The organism is Sporosarcina sp. BP05 (assembly GCF_014282005.1).
Lineage (GTDB): Bacteria > Bacillota > Bacilli > Bacillales_A > Planococcaceae > Sporosarcina.
In genome coordinates this window covers 1-17,441 of the sequence record NZ_JACFTD010000001.1, presented here as the reverse complement: position 1 = coordinate 17,441, position 17,441 = coordinate 1, and the positions used below count along the sequence as shown (strand labels likewise).

Below are 17,441 nucleotides of genomic sequence, written 5' to 3'. Positions count from 1 at the left end.
ATTGTGGAAGTACCTGGCTCCACGTGAAAATAAAAACTCAGTTAGGGGGCATTGCAATGAAAAAGGTGCGTAAAGCAATTATTCCAGCAGCCGGTTTGGGCACACGTTTTTTACCGGCGACAAAAGCGATGCCGAAAGAAATGCTACCGATTGTTGATAAGCCAACCATTCAGTATATTGTCGAAGAGGCAATTGCATCTGGAATTGAAGACATTATTATTGTTACAGGAAAAGGGAAACGGGCTATTGAGGATCATTTTGATTATTCGTTTGAATTAGAGGAGAATCTAATCCAAAAGGAAAAGTTTGATCTTCTTGAGAAAGTACAAGCGTCTTCGAAAGTAGATATTCATTACATTCGTCAAAAAGAACCTAAAGGACTTGGACATGCTGTTTGGTGTGCACGCAAATTTATCGGTGATGAGCCGTTTGCCGTTTTACTTGGCGATGATATTGTTCAGAGTGAAGTACCAGGATTGAAGCAGTTGATCGATCAATACGAGGAAACGCATGCTTCCATAATTGGTGTACAAACTGTGCCGGATAATGAAACACATCGATATGGAATTGTGGAACCTTCCATGCAAACAGGACGAAGGTATGCAGTTGAAAATTTTGTGGAGAAACCTGCGAAGGGAACAGCTCCATCAAATCTTGCAATTATGGGGAGATACGTGCTTACACCTGAAATTTTTATGTGTCTAGAGAAGCAGGAGACTGGTGCTGGTGGGGAGATTCAATTGACGGATGCGATTCAACAGTTGAATCAGATTCAGAGAGTATTTGCTTATGATTTTGAGGGTAAGCGGTATGATGTTGGGGAGAAGTTAGGGTTTATTACTACGACGATTGAGTTCGCGCTTCAGAATCCGGAGATTAATAAAGAGCTGTTAATGTATTTAAAGAAAATCGTTGAAAAAGAAATAGTGGAAAAACTGTAGAATTTTGTAGTTGCAGTGAGGGAATCGTTTGAATAGTATATTGTTTCTTTAATAGGCTAATAACCGCATTATTGAAGGCAGATAATATGAATTCAAAAGGTTTAACATTAGTTGAGGTTCTTGCAGTTATTGTTATTTTGAGTGTTTTAGTATTAATTGGCACAGTATCTGTAGATAAAATTATTGAGAGTTCTTCTAGAAAGGTTTTCCATACGAATCTAGATACTTTAGAAAGAACATATGGGAATTCGTCATACTGGTGGAACAACACATTCGGAAGAACATTTTAAAAGCATGCTTAAAAGTTATCATGAAATTATTTGTCCTAATGATGGAGAGATTAGGTATGTGGATGGAAAGATAGTATGCTCTTTGCATTCTATCTGTGATGATCCTGCTGATGTTCCATATCTATAAATACTGTACAATTGTATAGTAAATAAAACTTCATGAGAAGAAAGTATGTAGAGATACTTTCTTCTATGGATATTGGAAAGAGAGTATTGATGTGATTGAATGGTGGTATGGAAATGAGAATGTTATATAAATAGACACAAGATATTGTGTGTTAAAAGCGTTAAAAATCTATTAGTGCTACAATATATGGGGGTTATTTATTGTGTATACTGGTCCTGGGTAGAATATGTATAGATAAAAACGATGATTTTTCACTAAAAAAGTGGTGGTAGTAAATTGATAACGTTGATATGACGGGCTTCTGAACTACCTGGAAAATGTGGAATTTATTATACGAAATTTGGGGACTGAGTATAGTAGTTAGACTTATCGCTGTATCCCTTGCAGGATAAGGGTTTGGGCGTTTTTTTATGAGAACTATCGATTGATTGTATGGAGTATATAATGGGAAGAAACTTAGTTTAGAGTGGTTGTGGAGTGAATATCTATTTCAAATTTGTTGGGTAGATTGAATAAATAGTACGAGGTGAGTATCTAAAGCAGATAAGATTTAGTGGGTTAGTAGTTTGTTGGAAGAGCTGATTCCAATTAAGTGCTATTCTACTAAAATAACTTAGCTAGGGAAGGAAGTCTAGAAAATGGAGTCAATAAAAGTGAAAGAAAGAATATTACTTGCTTCACCCCATATGAGTGATCAGGGTTATGAAATGGAATACGTAAAGGAAGCATTTGATACAAACTGGATAGCACCACTTGGTGAAAATGTGAATGGCTTTGAAAGGGAACTCGCTGAAAAGGTTGGTTCTAAAGCGGCGGCAGCACTGTCTTCAGGAACAGCTGCCATCCATTTGGCTTTAATAGCAGCAGGGGTAGGTGAAGGGGATATTGTATTTTGCCCAACACTTACATTTTCTGCTACCGCAAATCCTATTATCTATCAAAATGCGATTCCTGTTTTTATAGATAGCGATTATGAAACGTGGAATATCAGTCCAAAAGCATTGAAAGAAGCATTTGAGAAATATCCAGAAGTAAAGGCGGTAATTGTTGTTCATTTATACGGGTTATCCGCTGATATGGACAAGATTATGGATATTTGTAAGAAACATAATGTAGCGGTTATAGAAGATGCTGCGGAGTCTTTGGGTACTTATTATAAAGGTAAGCACACAGGGACTTTTGGTGATTATGGCATCTTCTCTTTTAATGGAAACAAGATTATCACTGCATCTGGTGGGGGGATGCTTGTTTCTAATGATGAAGAGAGAATTGGTAAGGCGAGATTTTGGGCTACTCAATCTAGGGATCAGGCAAAGCATTATCAGCATAGTGAATTAGGGTTTAATTATCGGATGAGTAATGTTGTTGCTGGGATTGGTAGAGGACAGCTTAAAGTGTTGGATCAAAGAGTTGAAAAGAAGAGATATATTTATGAGTTTTATAAAAGAGAGCTTGGTGGACTTGAAGGTGTTGAGTTCATGCCAAGTAATGAGTGGGATGAGCCGAATTGCTGGCTAAGTTCGATGGTGCTAACTGGCAAGGTTAGACCGATTGATGTGATGGAGGCTCTTGAGAAAGAGAATATTGAATCAAGGCCAGTTTGGAAGCCGATGCATATGCAGCCTTTCTTTGAGAAGTATGATTTTGTTGGTGATGGTGTTTCTGGGAAGTTGTTTGAGGATGGGGTTTGTTTGCCGAGTGATACGAAGATGTCGGTAGAGGATTTGGTAAGAGTCGTAAAAGTTATAAAAGGGTTGTGGATAGAGTAATGAAAAATTCAAAAGGTGGTATCTATAGTAAATATTTTAAAAGACCCATGGATTTCATACTTTCTTTAATCGCTATTATTGTTCTAAGTCCAGTACTTTTAATAGTTGCTATTCTTGTGAGGACTAGGTTAGGAAGTCCAGTAATTTTTAAACAAGAGAGACCCGGACTGAACGAGATGGTATTTACTATGTATAAGTTTAGAACAATGACTGATGAAAGGGATAAATTAGGTGTATTATTGCCTGATGGTATAAGACTAACAAAGTTTGGCAGGTTTTTAAGAAACTCAAGCTTGGATGAATTGCCTGAGTTGTTTAATATTCTTAAAGGTGATATGAGTATTGTGGGTCCGAGGCCATTACTTGTAAAGTATTTGCAATTATATAACGAAGAACAAAAGCATAGACATGATGCTAAGCCGGGATTAACAGGATATTCTCAAGTATACGGTAGAAATTCAATAACCTGGGAAAAAAGATTTAAATTAGATGTGTTTTATATTAGAAATATCACTTTTTTTGGAGATTTAATAATAATATATAAAACAATTAATACAGTTCTAAAAAAAGAGGGCATTGATAATAAAGAAACAAAAAAATACACTATGATGGAATTTTCAGGAACGAAGGAGGAGTGAAATTTTGGAAACACCATTTTTTTTAATTAATAAAGAAGAATTGGAAGACAATATTCTGAGTTTTGAATCCGCTCTAAAAAAAATATGGCCAAATTCAAGAATTGCTTACTCTGTAAAAACGAACTCTTTACCATGGTTATTAAAACATCTAAAAACACAAAATGTAATAGCGGAAGTGGTATCAGATGAAGAGTACGAATTAGCTCTATTGTGTGGTTATAAAGAGGAAGAAATAGTATTCAATGGCCCTATAAAAGGAAAAGCTGCTTTCTTAGATTCAATTAATAAGAATTCAATTGTTAATATTGACTCACAACATGAATTGGAAGTCTTTAAAAGTAATATAAAAGAAAGTAAAGGCAATATCGGAGTACGTGTTAATATTGATACATCTATATTTGAAAGTAATGATATAGGTTATATAGAAGATGGATTTAGATTTGGTTTTTCTGATGAAAATGATGAACTCTCGAATGCAATAGAGATTATTCGTTTTGGTGATATGAATAATAGAATCGGGCTACACTTTCACTGTAATAGTGTAACAAGAAGTTTGAGTGTCTACCGAAAATTAGCGGAATATGCTAAATTTATTATTGAAAAATATAATATTTCGCCATCTTTTATTGATATTGGCGGAGGTTTTTTCGGAGGCGTGGAAGGAAAGCCTACAGGAACAGATTATATTACTGCAATCCATGAGGTATTAAAAAACACAGTAAATATTGAAACCACAATGTTAATAGTTGAGCCTGGTTCTGCAATTATTGGATCTGCCGTTGAATTTCATACATCAGTGATAGACACAAAAGATAACGATAGAACAAGAATTGTTACAACCGATGGAAGTCGAATTAACATTGATCCATTATGGTCTAAGAAGAATTATACATACAGAATTGAGAAGAATACCGAGGCAAGAATTAAACTGGAAAAGCAAGTAATATGCGGATACACATGTATGGATCATGATCGTATTATGTCATTGTTGGATGAAAACATACTTTCTATAGGTGACCGATTAATCTATGAAAAAGTGGGTGCTTATACAATGACTTTCGGAGGACCTTTCATTAGATATTTTCCGGATGTATATGTACAAAATAAAAACAGCTTGGATTTGGTTAGGAAAAGAATGAAAGTAAGAGATTATTATGATATTCATACTAAGTAAAAGGGGTGTCAAATAATGAAGAGTAAAAAAGTTTTAGTTCTGGGTGCAACAGGAAATCTAGGTGCATATTCTGCTGTTGCTTTTAAAAATGCAGGTTACGATGTGATTGCAGCAGGGAAAAGGAAATCTGATAATGGATTTTATGAAAATCTAGGAATTCCTTATTTTTCTATAGACATAATAAATAAGAGTGACTTTGAGTGTTTAAAAGGTGAAAATATAGATATTGTAGCAAACTTTGCTGGGCAATTGCCATCTAGAGATGAATATGATCCACAGCTTTTAATTAAGTCGATTACTGAAGCTACATTGAATATATTAGAATTTATGCGTGAAGAACATATAAAAAAAATAATATTTCCAACTACACCATATGATTTATTCCACTTACATGGAACAGGACACCCGATGTCTTCAGATGCTAAGAGAAGCTTCCCATTAACAGGGGACCATAGTGTATATGCTATTGCCAAGAATGCTGCGGTAGACTTAATTGAGCACTATCACCATGAGTTTGGTATTGATAGGTTTATTTTTAGGTTTTTCACAATATACCAATACCATCCAAATGCTTATCATTTTGCTGATACAAAGATGAGAAAAATGCCATATAGGATGTTGATGGATAAAGGATTAAATGGTGACCCAATAACTATTTATGGTAACCCAGAAAGAGTTAAAGAAATGGTTTATATAAAGGATTTTATACAGGCGGTTGTTAAAGCGGCTGATTCTAATTTAGCTGGAGGGTTCTATAATATTGCTGCTAAAGAAAGAGTGTCTCTAGATCAAATGATACATGGAATTGTTGAGGTTTTTTCATCAGAGGAAAAAAAATCAGTAATTACATATGATGAAAGTAAGCCAGATACATTACAGTCAGTACTAGATATGTCTAAAACTCAGATTGAGTTGGGATATCAGCCGCAATATTCTTATATTGATATGTTGAAGGATATTAAGAAAGAGATGATTGAAGAACCCTTTGCAAGGTTATGGAATACTAAAGAATTTTATGAAAACTTATACAGTGAAGTAGATAAAGAATAATAGTACACAATTGAGAGGAAGGAAAAAATTTGAACTTTTTGTTCTGTAGTGTAGGTAGAAGAGCAGAATTAATTAAAGTTTTTAAATCATCTTTAGATAAGGGTTCCAAAATAATTGCAACCGATTGTGTGAATACAGCACCAGCTTTATATTTTGCTGATAAACAATATATCGTTCCTAAAATAACAGACAACAATTATCTCGAAAAGGTCTTGGAAATATGCAAGAGAGAAAATATAAATGTCATTACTACATTTATTGATCCAGAGATTGAAATTCTATCTAAGAACCGCGAATCATTTGAAGCAATTGGTGTGGAAGTACTTGTCCCATACCTAGAAACAGCAGAAATATGTTTTGATAAATTCGAAATGTATAAGTATTTAATCAAAAACAATATAAAAACTGTAGTAACCTATGAGGATTTTAATTCTTTTCATAACGAATATAAAAATGGAACTTGTAAACTTCCTGTTTTTGTAAAACCGCGTACTGGAAGTGGAAGCGTTGGGGCTAGAAAAATAAATTCAGTTGAAGATTTGAAAAGTATCTTTAATAATGAAAGTAATTTAATTATTCAGGAGTTCATGGATGGTGATGATATCGATGCAGATGTCTACGTTGATACTGTAACTCACAAACCGGTAAGTATATTCACAAAAAGAAAATTGGAAACAAAAATAGGTGGCGCTAATAAAACGATATCCTTTAAAGATAACGAACTGGTTAATATAATCCGTAATGCTATACCCCACTTCAAATTTAATGGACCGATTGATATAGACTTCTTCTATAAAGATGGTGAGTATTATTTATCTGAAATTAATCCGAGATTTGGTGGAGCATATTTGCATGCATATGGATGTGGCGTTGATTTTATAAAGTTAATAATCAATAATCTAAATGGTATTGAAAATGAGCCTGAATTTGGAAATTATGACGAAGATGTGCTAATGATGATGTATGATAGTGTGGTTATTAGAAGGAAAGACGAACTTTCAAATTAGATGAAAGGTTCATTTAACTCCCAATTATTAATGAGTGTCCAGAAGTCTAGGAGTATGGCTGTTTTTCATGTGACACGGGGACGGTTTTAATGGCTCCAGATGATGTCATTATCGTTATGGATTTAGCCAATAAAATTGAAATCTTTATCATCGAATAAAAAACAACAAGGACAACCACTAAATGGCCAGAAGTTTTAAGGCAATACCGTGTCTCTCCTTTAAGAGCTCTTCTTTTTGTGTCACAATAGGAATTACAGACATCACCGGTATTCATTTTGTATATGTTGTGTCGATCCAAGTAAAAACAATGATGAAAAAAATCCGTGAAACATAGAAGAAGCTAAAAGTAACCATTTCCAGAAAGCCAATGCTTGGTCAATATTTAACCGACATCAATCAATGGTTGAGTATAAGGTTTTAGCTAATAGAATTCAAATTGTAGTAGTTTTGTATACGACTTACTTTTAATTATGTTCTGTATCAAATAAGCCATTTTGAAAAAATACGTATATGAACATCTTCTAATATTGATCTCCCGTTATTTTAGGGATGTGATTGTTGGATGGTGTGATTGAGACCTAGTATACGGTGAGTGACACGAAGATGGTTCTTGAGGTCTATTGTTTCAACCTACAGTGCAGAAATCTTATCATCGAATTGAAAACAAAGATACAGGCGAGTAGGATATTTAATATGTGATGAAATGGAGACTTGGAGAATGAAAATCTTATATGTAACCACCGTATCTGATACAATGGGTTTTTTTACATCCCATATCAAGATGTTACTAGAAGAAGGGCATACTGTTGATATGACATGTAATATTGATAAACCAATTAATCAAGAACTGATTGACTTGGGATGTAATGCTTACAATATTGAATTTAGCAGATCTCCAAGCAGTCCTTCTAATATTAAAGCATATAAAAAACTCAGAAAACTGATAATGGAAAAAGAGTATGATATTGTCCATACACATACACCGGTAGCATCAGTATGTGTAAGACTTGCATGTAAAAAGCTAAATAATGTACGAGTAATTTACACGGCTCATGGATTTCACTTTTTCAAAGGCGCCGCAATAAAAAATTGGTTGGTTTTTTATCCTATTGAACGTTTGTTATCAAGATATACAGATGTACTCATTACTATTAATAAAGAAGATTATAATATAGCCATAAAGAAATTTAATACCAAAAAGGTTGAGTATATACCTGGAGTAGGTTTAAACACAAAAAAGATTAATGAGCTTATAGTTGATAAATCAATGAAACGCAAGGAAATGGGAATTCCAAACGATGCTATTATACTTTTATCTGTCGGTGAACTAAATAAAAACAAGAATCATGAAACCGTAATAAAAGCACTTGCTAAAATAGAAAGGTCCAATATATATTATATAATTTGCGGGAGAGGGCCATTAGAACAACACTTACAAGATTTAATAGTTAAATTAAATGTTGATAAAAATGTTCAGTTGTTGGGCTTTCGCACAGATATATTAGAAATTTGCAAAGCAGTGGATATATTTATATTTCCATCTTATAGAGAGGGCTTACCGGTATCAATAATGGAAGCTATGGCATGTGAATTGCCTGTTATATGCTCGGATATAAGAGGTAACACAGATTTAGTTGCAAATGGAAAGGGAGGTTATACTGTTAAGTCTGGAAATATTGACGAATACGTAAGTTGTATCACCATTCTGATTGATGATCCACAAGAAAGAGAATACTTCGGAAAAGTAAACAAGGCAGATATAGTGAAATTTAGTAATGAAAATGTTTTGAATGAGTTATTAAAAATATATCAGAAAGTAAAACTTTACTGATTTAATATTGTTATTTGATAGATGTACATATGTAATGTAATATAAAACAAAAAATACATCTAATTTATCAAAAATAATCTGTTATACCATTTAAGAAAGAAGTGGAAAACGTGATTGGACCTAAAACTTCCTCTCATTGTGAGTCTGCCAACTCCAATGATAAACGAATTTTATAATGGCCATTTTTTTGTCTAAATTTAGGTGACTAACTTGATTGTACAACTAGTCATTTAATTAAGAATGGAAAAGATGGATATTTAATTAGTCTTAACAATATTGATGGTTACTATAAACCTACAATTTTGATTAATGAAAGTAATTCTAATACAGTTAATGAGTTTAATATTGATAATGTATAAAAAATTTAAAAGGAATATATAAAGATTTGTCTGGGGGATATAAATGCCGAAAATAAGTATTATTATACCAGTGTACAATGTTGAGAAATATTTAGATGAATGTTTACAAAGTATTTTAGTGCAAGATTATAAGGATTATGAAATTATATTGGTTAATGATGGTTCCAATGATATGTCAGGTGAGATATGTGATAACTATGCCAATAAATATAGTTTTATTTATACTATTCATAAAAAAAACGGAGGTCTATCTGACGCACGGAATGTAGGGTTAAATAGCTCAAATGGTGCGTACATTTTATTTGTAGACTCAGACGATAAGATATTTCAGGACTCATTAAATAAAATAAACCAAATTATTATGGAAGATCCAAATGTAGATGTAATATTTTTGGAAGCTGTAAAGTTATTCGCAGATGGTACTACTGTTCCTTTGGATGATAGATATCAGAAATCAAAAATATTTAAGAAATCGCATAAAGAAGTTTTAACACATTTAGCTACTTTAAATAAATTTCCTGGGAGTGCATGTACAAAATTAGTAAAGAGAAACCTTATTGTTAATAATCAACTTTATTTTGAAAAAGGCTTATTTTCAGAGGATATAGATTGGACAATTCGATTGCTATCTAAAGCGATCAAGTATAATTACTGTGAATATAGTCATTATTATTACAGGCAGAACAGGCTAGGTTCTATTACAAACACAATTGAAGATAAAAATGTAATCTCCCTTTTGAATATAATTAAAAAATGGAGTGTTAATCCTAAAGAAAAAACGTGTAATGGAATTCAAAAAGAAATTAATATGTTTATGGCTTATGAATATCTTGTATTGCTTCCAAACTACTCCAGGTTGGAGAAAAGTAGTAAAAGAAAACTGAAGCAGGAAATAAAAAAGTACTCCTGGCTATTGTCGTTAAGTAATGTAAAAAAGATTAAAATTACTAGGGTATTAAAATCTGTTTTTGGTATTGAGATAACGGCCAAGTTTTTGAGTATATATTTAAAACATCGTTTTACTAATAACTAATTATGATAGGTTTTCAGATAAAGTATAGGGATAACTTGGTTGGATGAGGAGATCAAAGTTTAATGTTAGTTTACACAATAAATTTAATTTATACCACAATTGCAAACTATTTATCTAGAATAATTACGAATAAAATAATTTCAACTGTTCTTTCAGTATCAGCCCTATTTTGCGCAGTTTTGGTAGCAGGTTTAAGATATGGGGTAGGTACAGATTATCATGCATATGAACAATGGTTCAGTTATTATTTATCTAATTCAGTTAGATTTGATGAATATCAAGATATTGGGTTCGCCTTAATGGTAGTAACATTACAACTCTTTACTGATAATCCTCAAAGCCTATTCTTAGTTTCTGCGCTAATAACTATTTCATTAGTGATAAAGTTTATCAAAAATAATACTGATATTTACGATTTAGGTTTTTTTCTATTTATCACATTATATCTTTATTATTCCGGTTTTAATATTATGCGACAGTGGATCGCTATTAGCATTTTTTTATATTCATTAAAATATGCTTTTGATAAAAAGTATTATAAATATATTCTATTTGTATTGTTAGCATCTTCTTTTCATACATCTGCTTTATTAATGCTTCCCCTATATTTTATACTTAATTTTAAAATTAATAAAAAAAATATATCAATACTTATTATTATTTCTTCACTTTTAGCATTTTTTTTCGAGGAACTAATTGTGAATTTAGCAAAGTTATTGCCTTTTTTAAATTTAAGTAAATATACATTATATTTTGATAGTATATATGCAACATCAGGTGGTGGTGGTTGGGCGTATTCAGTAATCCTCATAGGTACATTCATTTTGATGTATCTAAATGGTAGCAAGTACAAATCAAACATTAAATATGGAAATCAACATTTTAGTTTAATGATTTTTGCAGCTGTATTTTCGCTATTTGCACCCTATAATATGATTTTTTCTAGGATTCAATTATTTTTAATGCCTATTGCAATAGTTTGTTTACCCAACTTAGTGAAAATACAAACTCCGAAGCAAAGGGTTTTAATGTCATTTTTAATAATTACACTGGGATTATTGTATATGTATAGAGCATTAATAATAAATGGTGGGGAGCCTTTACCATATGACAATATATTATTTAAATAGTTTCACATAGATTAGAGTTTGTATTATAGCACAGCATGGGGGTGTAGGAATAATGAAAACAAAAATATCTGTTATTATACCAGTGTATAATGGAGAAGATGATATTTCTATTTCTTTAGAATCTTTATTAAGTCAGACCTATCCAGATTTTGAAGTAATAATTATTGACGACGGAAGTACTGACAATACATTTAAGATTATTGAAGATTACATAAAGAAGGATAAAAGATTTAAATATGTACACCAAGAAAATAAAGGTGTTGCAATGGCCCGAAATAAAGGTTTAAAAATTTCTCGAGGTGAGAATATATGTTTTTTAGATTCAGATGACTTTTATGAAAAATCCTTTCTAGAAAAGATGTATAATACAATAGTAAATACAAATACTGACGTATGTTATTGCGGTTTTACTATTGTTACGCCTAGAGGAGCAGCCAAAAAAAAGTCATTATTCGTAAGCGGGGGAATATTAAAGGAGTATATATTGGGTACAGTAGCTGTTCATACTACAGGGTGGATAATTAAAAAAGAGTTATTGCAAAGACATAATATTCTTTTTCCAGAAGGGGTTTCTTGGGGGGAGGATTTTGAGTTTTTCTGTGAGGTATTAGCTTTAACAAATAATATTTCATACGTTAATGAATATCTAACTAATTATAGATTTGCATTCAAGGAAGAGCAGTTGTCGTCTTTTACTTTGGAAAAGTGTAGTGAGGATTATGAATCAATTATGAGAATTGTTATTAATAAGAAGATAAATAAAAACTCTAACATTAACCGGGCTTTAATTGAATACAGACTCTCTGCTCTTTTAACATATCGATTATTAAGTGCTATAAGTATAAAGGTAGCAAAAAAAGATATTATTCATTGTTATAATACGCACAAGAAATATGTTAATAAATTAACATGGAATAATGGGCTCAGAAGTTTTAAGTTAAATTTCAGTAAATTAAAACTGCAATATCATTTACGAAAAATAAGTAAATAGAAAATACTAACTGATATATATCAGTTGGTATAGAGAAATCTTCTGGATTTGGGATTACTTGTAATGCTACAGTGGATTTGTTTTCAAATACTGTTACTCAATCAACTGCCCGCATTATGCTGACTAAGGTATAATAATTGGTAAAACCTTGGTACTTGTTAAGGGTTATTTAGTGTATTGAAGATTAAACTATTATACAGAATCAATAAACGTATAGATAAATGGGGGATATAAATGAAAAAAGTAGGGATTATAACAATTTGTGATTATAATAACTTTGGCAATAGACTTCAGAATTTTGCGGTTCAGGAAGTTATTAAATCATTGGGATATCAGGTGGAAACCATTGTTAATGAGCACCCTTCAAAATATATAAATGATACTAATAAAGTTAAGAGCATGGTAAATCGTATAAAAGAAATGTCTATAGAAGAAATCACTAAAAAGTTATTATCTAGGCTAATTCAAAAATCTATTTATAGAGATCAAATAATTTATTATGAAAAGCGAACAGATGCATTTAAGAAGTTTACTCATGAAAACATCACTGTGAGTAGTATTGAAATTTCAAATAGTAATATACCTACTGGTTTTTCGAATAATTATGACTTTTTTGTTGTTGGAAGTGACCAAATTTGGAATCCGAACTATAGATACGGGTCTCCTATTGACTTTTTAAGATTTGCCCCTAAATCTAAACGTATCGCCTATGCACCTAGTTTTGGTACATCAAAAATTCCTAACGAATATATCCAAAATTATAAACTGTGGCTTTCAGAAATGAAAAATTTATCTGTTCGAGAAGATGCGGGATCAAAAATTATAAAGGAACTAACTGGTAAAGAAGCATTGATTTTAATTGACCCAACGTTGATGTTATCTAAAGAAAAGTGGCTTACAGTATCAAAAACAGCAATCAATAAACCTAAAGTATCATATATACTAACTTACTTCCTTGGAGAAATTTCTCACAAAACTAAAGCTAGAATTAATAGAATTTCATCTGAGAATAATTTAGAAATTGTAAATTTAGTATGTATTAAAGATAAACAACACTATTTGACTGATCCGTCAGAGTTTATTGATTATATTAATTCATCAGAAATATTTTTAACAGACTCTTTCCATGGTGTTGTTTTTTCTATTTTACTAAAAAAACCTTTTATTGTCTTCAATAAGAGTGAACAAAGTCATTCAACTAATTCAAGAATTGAAACTTTGGTCTCTAAGTTCAATTTACACCAGAGGATGTCTGAAAATATTAATGAAGATGAAAATATATTTAATATTGATTATACACACGTAGATGAAATTTTAGAGATTGAGCGAAAAAAGACTATTAAGTACTTAGAAAACGCATTAAATATTAATGATAATATTTGAATATAGAAAAATTTATTATATAGAGTATTAGAATAATACTTGTTTATTTGATGAAATAATAGTTTTCAAAAGTTTATTCTTAAGGACTGGTTAATTTAAATGAATACTTACAAAAAATTGTTTAACAATACATTGGTATTCGCCATGGGAAGTTTAGGAAGTAAATTGATTTCCTTTTTACTAGTTCCACTATATACCTATTATCTAACAAAAAGCGAATTCGGTATGGTGGATTTAATAATAACTACTACAAGTCTTCTAGTTCCAATCTTTACATTGAGTATTTTTGAAGCGGTGTTAAGGTTTGCAATGGATGAAAACTATGACAAACAAACAATTTTAGTCAATTCACTTTTTGTAACGTTATTAGGCTTTATATCATTACTTTTTATCTATCCCATTTTAATGAATGTATTCCCATTTGAAAATTATCTAAATTTCCTTTACATACTACTGTTTACACAATCAATTAATGCTTCCTTAAGTCAATATATAAGGGCAAGTGGATATGTAAAATTATTTGCAATCAATGGGATCTTTAATGCATTTATTCTTTTAATCACAAGTATTGTGTTTCTTATCGTGTTTGATATGGGTATTATAGGTTACGTAGTCTCTCCTATTATAGCAAATACTTTAAGTAGTATATTTTTAATAGTAAATGGAAAGATTCAACAAGACTTTAATTTTAAAAAAATAAATCTTAGATTAATGACTGAGATGATGAGGTATAGTATTCCTTTAATACCTAATTCATTAATGTGGTGGATTATGGTTTTTTCAGATAGATATATTATTACTTATTTTTTAGGTCTTAGTGCAAATGGCCTTTATGCCGTTGCTAATAAAATTCCTAGTATATTAAGTATTATAAATTCCATTTTTTTTCAAGCATGGCAGATGTCTGCTATTGAAGAGAAAGATTCGGAAGATAAATCAGAATTCTTTTCTAATGTTTTTAATTTATTTTCTGTCGTTTTGTTAATATCTTCTTCATTAATCTTATTACATTTAAAAATTATTATTGATATTTTAGTATCAGATATTTACTTTGACGTCTGGAAATATGTACCATTCTTATTGCTAGGTGTTATTTTTTCAAGTTTTTCAGCATTTTTAGGAACAAATTATATTGCAACGAAGAAAACATCAGGCGTTCTTAAAACTACTATTTTAGGTGCAATAATAAATATTTCTATAAACATTATTTTAATTCCACTTATCGGTATAAATGGAGCTACTATAGGAACAATGATAAGTTTTTTTATAGTTTGGATAATAAGAATTAAGGATACAAAAGAGTTTGTTAATATTAGATTAAATACCGGAAAATTACTTTTAACCTTTATGATATTATTAATACAAATAATGCTTATGTATATGAATCTTTCAATTGAATATTTAATACAGTTGGGCTTATTAATATTAATTATTTTCATTAATTTTAATGAAACTAAAATAATCTTTAAAAAAATATTAGGCTTTGTGTTAAACAAATATAGTCATTTATTCTAACTCTGTCTATATATTATGTTGATTTATAATTATTTATAGTAAATACTATTGGTTAATAAACATATTAAAATAGAAGCAACTTCAATTCTTAGAAGATTATTATCAAAAGGAAAGAGATTAATTAGAGGTTAAAAGATTCGCTCTTTTTTTTAGGGAAATCGCATTTTGTTAACTCTTATCCACAAAAGGTAAACTTATAAGCTAATCGTAGTATTGCTAAAATGAATACTTTACATTAATTATTGGATTATTATAGTTAGAACTAAAATTTTAAATGTTTAAATCCAATTGTATAGGAGGTACTTACATTGAATATATTAGTAACTGGTGGTGCTGGATATATAGGATCACATACCTGTACAGCTCTTTTGAAAGCAGGACATTCAGTCATTATTGCTGATAATCTTTCTAACAGTAAGAGTGAGACTGTTAGAAAAATCATGGATATAGCTGATAAAGAAGTAACTTTTTACGAGATTGATGTAACAGATGCAGAAGCTATTGATACTATTTTCAGAAAACATAAGATTGACGGAGTTATTCATTTTGCTGGCCTTAAGGCGGTAGGTGAATCAGTAGATAAGCCTTTAGACTATTATTACAATAACATTGTAAGTACAATGGTTCTAACAAAAGCTTGCCAGAAATATGGCGTAAATCGTTTTGTCTTTAGTTCATCAGCTACAGTGTATGGAGATAATAAAGTACCATTTGTAGAGACAATGGGACTTCTACCAACCACTAATCCATACGGCGAAACAAAAGCAATGAGTGAGCGGATTTTAACTGATATAGCGAATGCAAATCCTGCTTTTTCAGTCTCACTTCTTCGCTATTTTAATCCAGTAGGAGCTCACTGGAGTGGATTAATTGGTGAAAGACCTAATGGCATTCCAAATAATCTTATGCCATATGTAACTCAAGTAGCGAAAGGTAAACTTGGGAAATTACGTGTGTTCGGAAATGACTATTTAACGGTGGATGGAACAGGAGTAAGGGATTATATCCATGTAGCGGATCTAGCAGAAGGTCATGTTGCTGCATTAGAAAATCTCACTGAAGGTGCACATGTATATAACTTGGGAACCGGACAAGGTACAAGCGTCCTAGAATTAGTTAAGGCATTTGAGGAAGCAAATGATGTTAAAATCCCTTATGAGATTGTTGATCGTAGACCGGGTGACATTGCTTCCTGCTATGCAGATGCTTCAAAAGCTGAGCGGGAACTAGGTTGGGAAGCTAAACTGGATATTATAGCCATGTGCCGGGATGCTTGGCGATTTGAGAAGAATTATAAGGGGAAATTAAGAAAATAAGGTTACCCGCTAGGCTCTGTTATTTGACAGCTTAGCGGGTCCTTTTTTTGGTTCGACACTTTAGTGTGTAAATTTTCCAAGATTGAATTAATGTAAGCGTCCAATAGTGAACACATTCCAATAGAAGATTTTCCATGAGATACTCTTTCCAGATTTGAATTTCTGGGAGGGGTTTTTTTGAAAAGAAAAGAGAAAGAATTGTATTGGACGGATCAAATAAGTGAATATCGGCAAAGTGGAGAATCCCTTATTCAGTGGTGTGAGACGAAAGAAGGTAAGCGCCAAATACTCCCCACCTTCTAACCTCTTTAGTGTTATGTGATAATCACATTAACATCAATGGTATGGAGGTTTTTTCATGACTAGAGATGAACGGCGAGCCATGTGGCAGGCGCGAATTGAAGCATTTAAAGCGAGTGGTGAATCTAGCGTCACGGCTTGGTGTGCCACAAATAATATCTGTGTTCAAAGTATGTATACATGGCTCAAAAAGGATTGGCAAAAAACAGATACTGCACCCACAGACCAACAGTGGCTTTCGTTTGATACAATTGCTTCAAAAGCAAGTATGCCTACTCAATTGACACTGGCAATAGGTGTTGTTTCCATCCAATTGAAGAGGGATTTTACCCTACACTTTTAGCGGAAGTACTTCAGGTACTTCAAACGCATGTTAAGTAAAACACCCGTTGATCGTGTGTATTTGGCCTGTGGACGTACTGATTTAAGAAAATCGATTGACGGATTAGCTGTCATTGTTCAAGAAAGCTTTCAGCTTGATCCGTTATCCCCCAGTTTATTTGTCTTCTGTAATCGTAAGCGCGACAAATTGAAAATCTTGCATTGGGATCATAATGGATTTTGGCTTTTATCCTGTATTTGGGATA

Annotated in this window: 17 protein-coding genes; all 17 read left to right on the top strand. The window is 31.7% G+C overall.

Annotated features, from left to right (window positions below; all coding sequences use genetic code 11):
* Window positions 1-56: 56 nt before the first annotated feature.
* Complete coding sequence (gene galU, locus H2672_RS00080) at window positions 57-941, top strand: UTP--glucose-1-phosphate uridylyltransferase GalU (protein WP_186667729.1); 885 nt, start codon at window positions 57-59, stop codon at window positions 939-941.
* A gap of 86 nt (window positions 942-1,027) precedes the next feature.
* Window positions 1,028-1,231 (top strand): type II secretion system protein, encoded by a 204-nt coding sequence (locus tag H2672_RS00075; protein WP_186667726.1) that lies wholly within the window; start codon window positions 1,028-1,030, stop codon window positions 1,229-1,231.
* 780 nt (window positions 1,232-2,011) lie between these two features.
* Complete coding sequence (locus H2672_RS00070; protein ID WP_186668331.1) at window positions 2,012-3,127, top strand: DegT/DnrJ/EryC1/StrS family aminotransferase; 1,116 nt, start codon at window positions 2,012-2,014, stop codon at window positions 3,125-3,127.
* A complete protein-coding gene (locus tag H2672_RS00065) occupies window positions 3,127-3,765 on the top strand; it encodes a sugar transferase (RefSeq protein WP_222439262.1) in 639 nt (212 codons plus the stop codon). The genes H2672_RS00070 and H2672_RS00065 overlap by 1 nt, the downstream gene beginning before the upstream one ends.
* 4 nt (window positions 3,766-3,769) lie before the next feature.
* Entirely contained in the window at window positions 3,770-4,939 is a 1,170-nt protein-coding gene (locus H2672_RS00060) for a type III PLP-dependent enzyme domain-containing protein (RefSeq protein ID WP_222439261.1), read from the top strand.
* Between the two features lie 15 nt (window positions 4,940-4,954).
* Complete coding sequence (locus tag H2672_RS00055; protein WP_186667724.1) at window positions 4,955-5,989, top strand: NAD-dependent epimerase/dehydratase family protein; 1,035 nt, start codon at window positions 4,955-4,957, stop codon at window positions 5,987-5,989.
* A gap of 29 nt (window positions 5,990-6,018) precedes the next feature.
* Window positions 6,019-6,996, top strand: coding sequence for an ATP-grasp domain-containing protein (locus tag H2672_RS00050; RefSeq protein WP_186667722.1), 978 nt, complete (start codon window positions 6,019-6,021; stop codon window positions 6,994-6,996).
* Window positions 6,997-7,714: 718 nt separating this feature from the next.
* A complete protein-coding gene (locus H2672_RS00045) occupies window positions 7,715-8,827 on the top strand; it encodes a glycosyltransferase family 4 protein (RefSeq protein WP_186667720.1) in 1,113 nt (370 codons plus the stop codon).
* A gap of 402 nt (window positions 8,828-9,229) precedes the next feature.
* Complete coding sequence (locus H2672_RS00040) at window positions 9,230-10,219, top strand: glycosyltransferase (RefSeq protein WP_186667718.1); 990 nt, start codon at window positions 9,230-9,232, stop codon at window positions 10,217-10,219.
* 62 nt (window positions 10,220-10,281) lie between these two features.
* Complete coding sequence (locus H2672_RS00035) at window positions 10,282-11,349, top strand: EpsG family protein (RefSeq protein WP_186667716.1); 1,068 nt, start codon at window positions 10,282-10,284, stop codon at window positions 11,347-11,349.
* Between the two features lie 52 nt (window positions 11,350-11,401).
* Window positions 11,402-12,340 carry a glycosyltransferase family 2 protein gene (locus H2672_RS00030; RefSeq protein ID WP_186667714.1) on the top strand — a complete coding sequence of 313 codons (939 nt, stop codon included), beginning with the start codon at window positions 11,402-11,404 and terminating at the stop codon, window positions 12,338-12,340.
* Between the two features lie 234 nt (window positions 12,341-12,574).
* Window positions 12,575-13,723, top strand: coding sequence for a polysaccharide pyruvyl transferase family protein (locus H2672_RS00025; RefSeq protein ID WP_186667712.1), 1,149 nt, complete (start codon window positions 12,575-12,577; stop codon window positions 13,721-13,723).
* 99 nt (window positions 13,724-13,822) lie between these two features.
* The gene (locus tag H2672_RS00020; RefSeq protein ID WP_186667710.1) at window positions 13,823-15,238 is read left to right on the top strand and encodes a lipopolysaccharide biosynthesis protein; all 1,416 of its coding nucleotides are present in this window, start codon (window positions 13,823-13,825) and stop codon (window positions 15,236-15,238) included.
* A 308-nt stretch (window positions 15,239-15,546) separates the two neighbouring features.
* On the top strand, window positions 15,547-16,554 hold the full coding sequence (gene galE / locus H2672_RS00015) for a UDP-glucose 4-epimerase GalE (RefSeq protein ID WP_186667708.1): 1,008 nt from the start codon (window positions 15,547-15,549) through the stop codon (window positions 16,552-16,554).
* Between the two features lie 177 nt (window positions 16,555-16,731).
* Entirely contained in the window at window positions 16,732-16,857 is a 126-nt protein-coding gene (locus tag H2672_RS19460) for a hypothetical protein (protein WP_255485219.1), read from the top strand.
* A gap of 55 nt (window positions 16,858-16,912) precedes the next feature.
* Window positions 16,913-17,197: an IS66 family insertion sequence element accessory protein TnpA gene (gene tnpA / locus H2672_RS00010; RefSeq protein ID WP_186667706.1), complete on the top strand. Its 285-nt coding sequence runs from the start codon at window positions 16,913-16,915 to the stop codon at window positions 17,195-17,197.
* 27 nt (window positions 17,198-17,224) lie between these two features.
* On the top strand, window positions 17,225-17,441 hold a 217-nt coding region (tnpB, locus tag H2672_RS00005; RefSeq protein ID WP_186667704.1), incomplete at its 3' end, for an IS66 family insertion sequence element accessory protein TnpB.

Coding starts and splice junctions, on each gene's coding strand:
- H2672_RS00035 (WP_186667716.1), top strand. CDS start 10,282: ATGTTAGTTTACACAATAAATTTAATTTATACCACAATTGCAAACTAT.
- H2672_RS00045 (WP_186667720.1), top strand. CDS start 7,715: ATGAAAATCTTATATGTAACCACCGTATCTGATACAATGGGTTTTTTT.
- H2672_RS00040 (WP_186667718.1), top strand. CDS start 9,230: ATGCCGAAAATAAGTATTATTATACCAGTGTACAATGTTGAGAAATAT.
- tnpA (WP_186667706.1), top strand. CDS start 16,913: ATGACTAGAGATGAACGGCGAGCCATGTGGCAGGCGCGAATTGAAGCA.
- galU (WP_186667729.1), top strand. CDS start 57: ATGAAAAAGGTGCGTAAAGCAATTATTCCAGCAGCCGGTTTGGGCACA.
- H2672_RS00065 (WP_222439262.1), top strand. CDS start 3,127: ATGAAAAATTCAAAAGGTGGTATCTATAGTAAATATTTTAAAAGACCC.
- H2672_RS00025 (WP_186667712.1), top strand. CDS start 12,575: ATGAAAAAAGTAGGGATTATAACAATTTGTGATTATAATAACTTTGGC.
- H2672_RS00055 (WP_186667724.1), top strand. CDS start 4,955: ATGAAGAGTAAAAAAGTTTTAGTTCTGGGTGCAACAGGAAATCTAGGT.
- H2672_RS00020 (WP_186667710.1), top strand. CDS start 13,823: ATGAATACTTACAAAAAATTGTTTAACAATACATTGGTATTCGCCATG.
- H2672_RS00075 (WP_186667726.1), top strand. CDS start 1,028: ATGAATTCAAAAGGTTTAACATTAGTTGAGGTTCTTGCAGTTATTGTT.
- H2672_RS00030 (WP_186667714.1), top strand. CDS start 11,402: ATGAAAACAAAAATATCTGTTATTATACCAGTGTATAATGGAGAAGAT.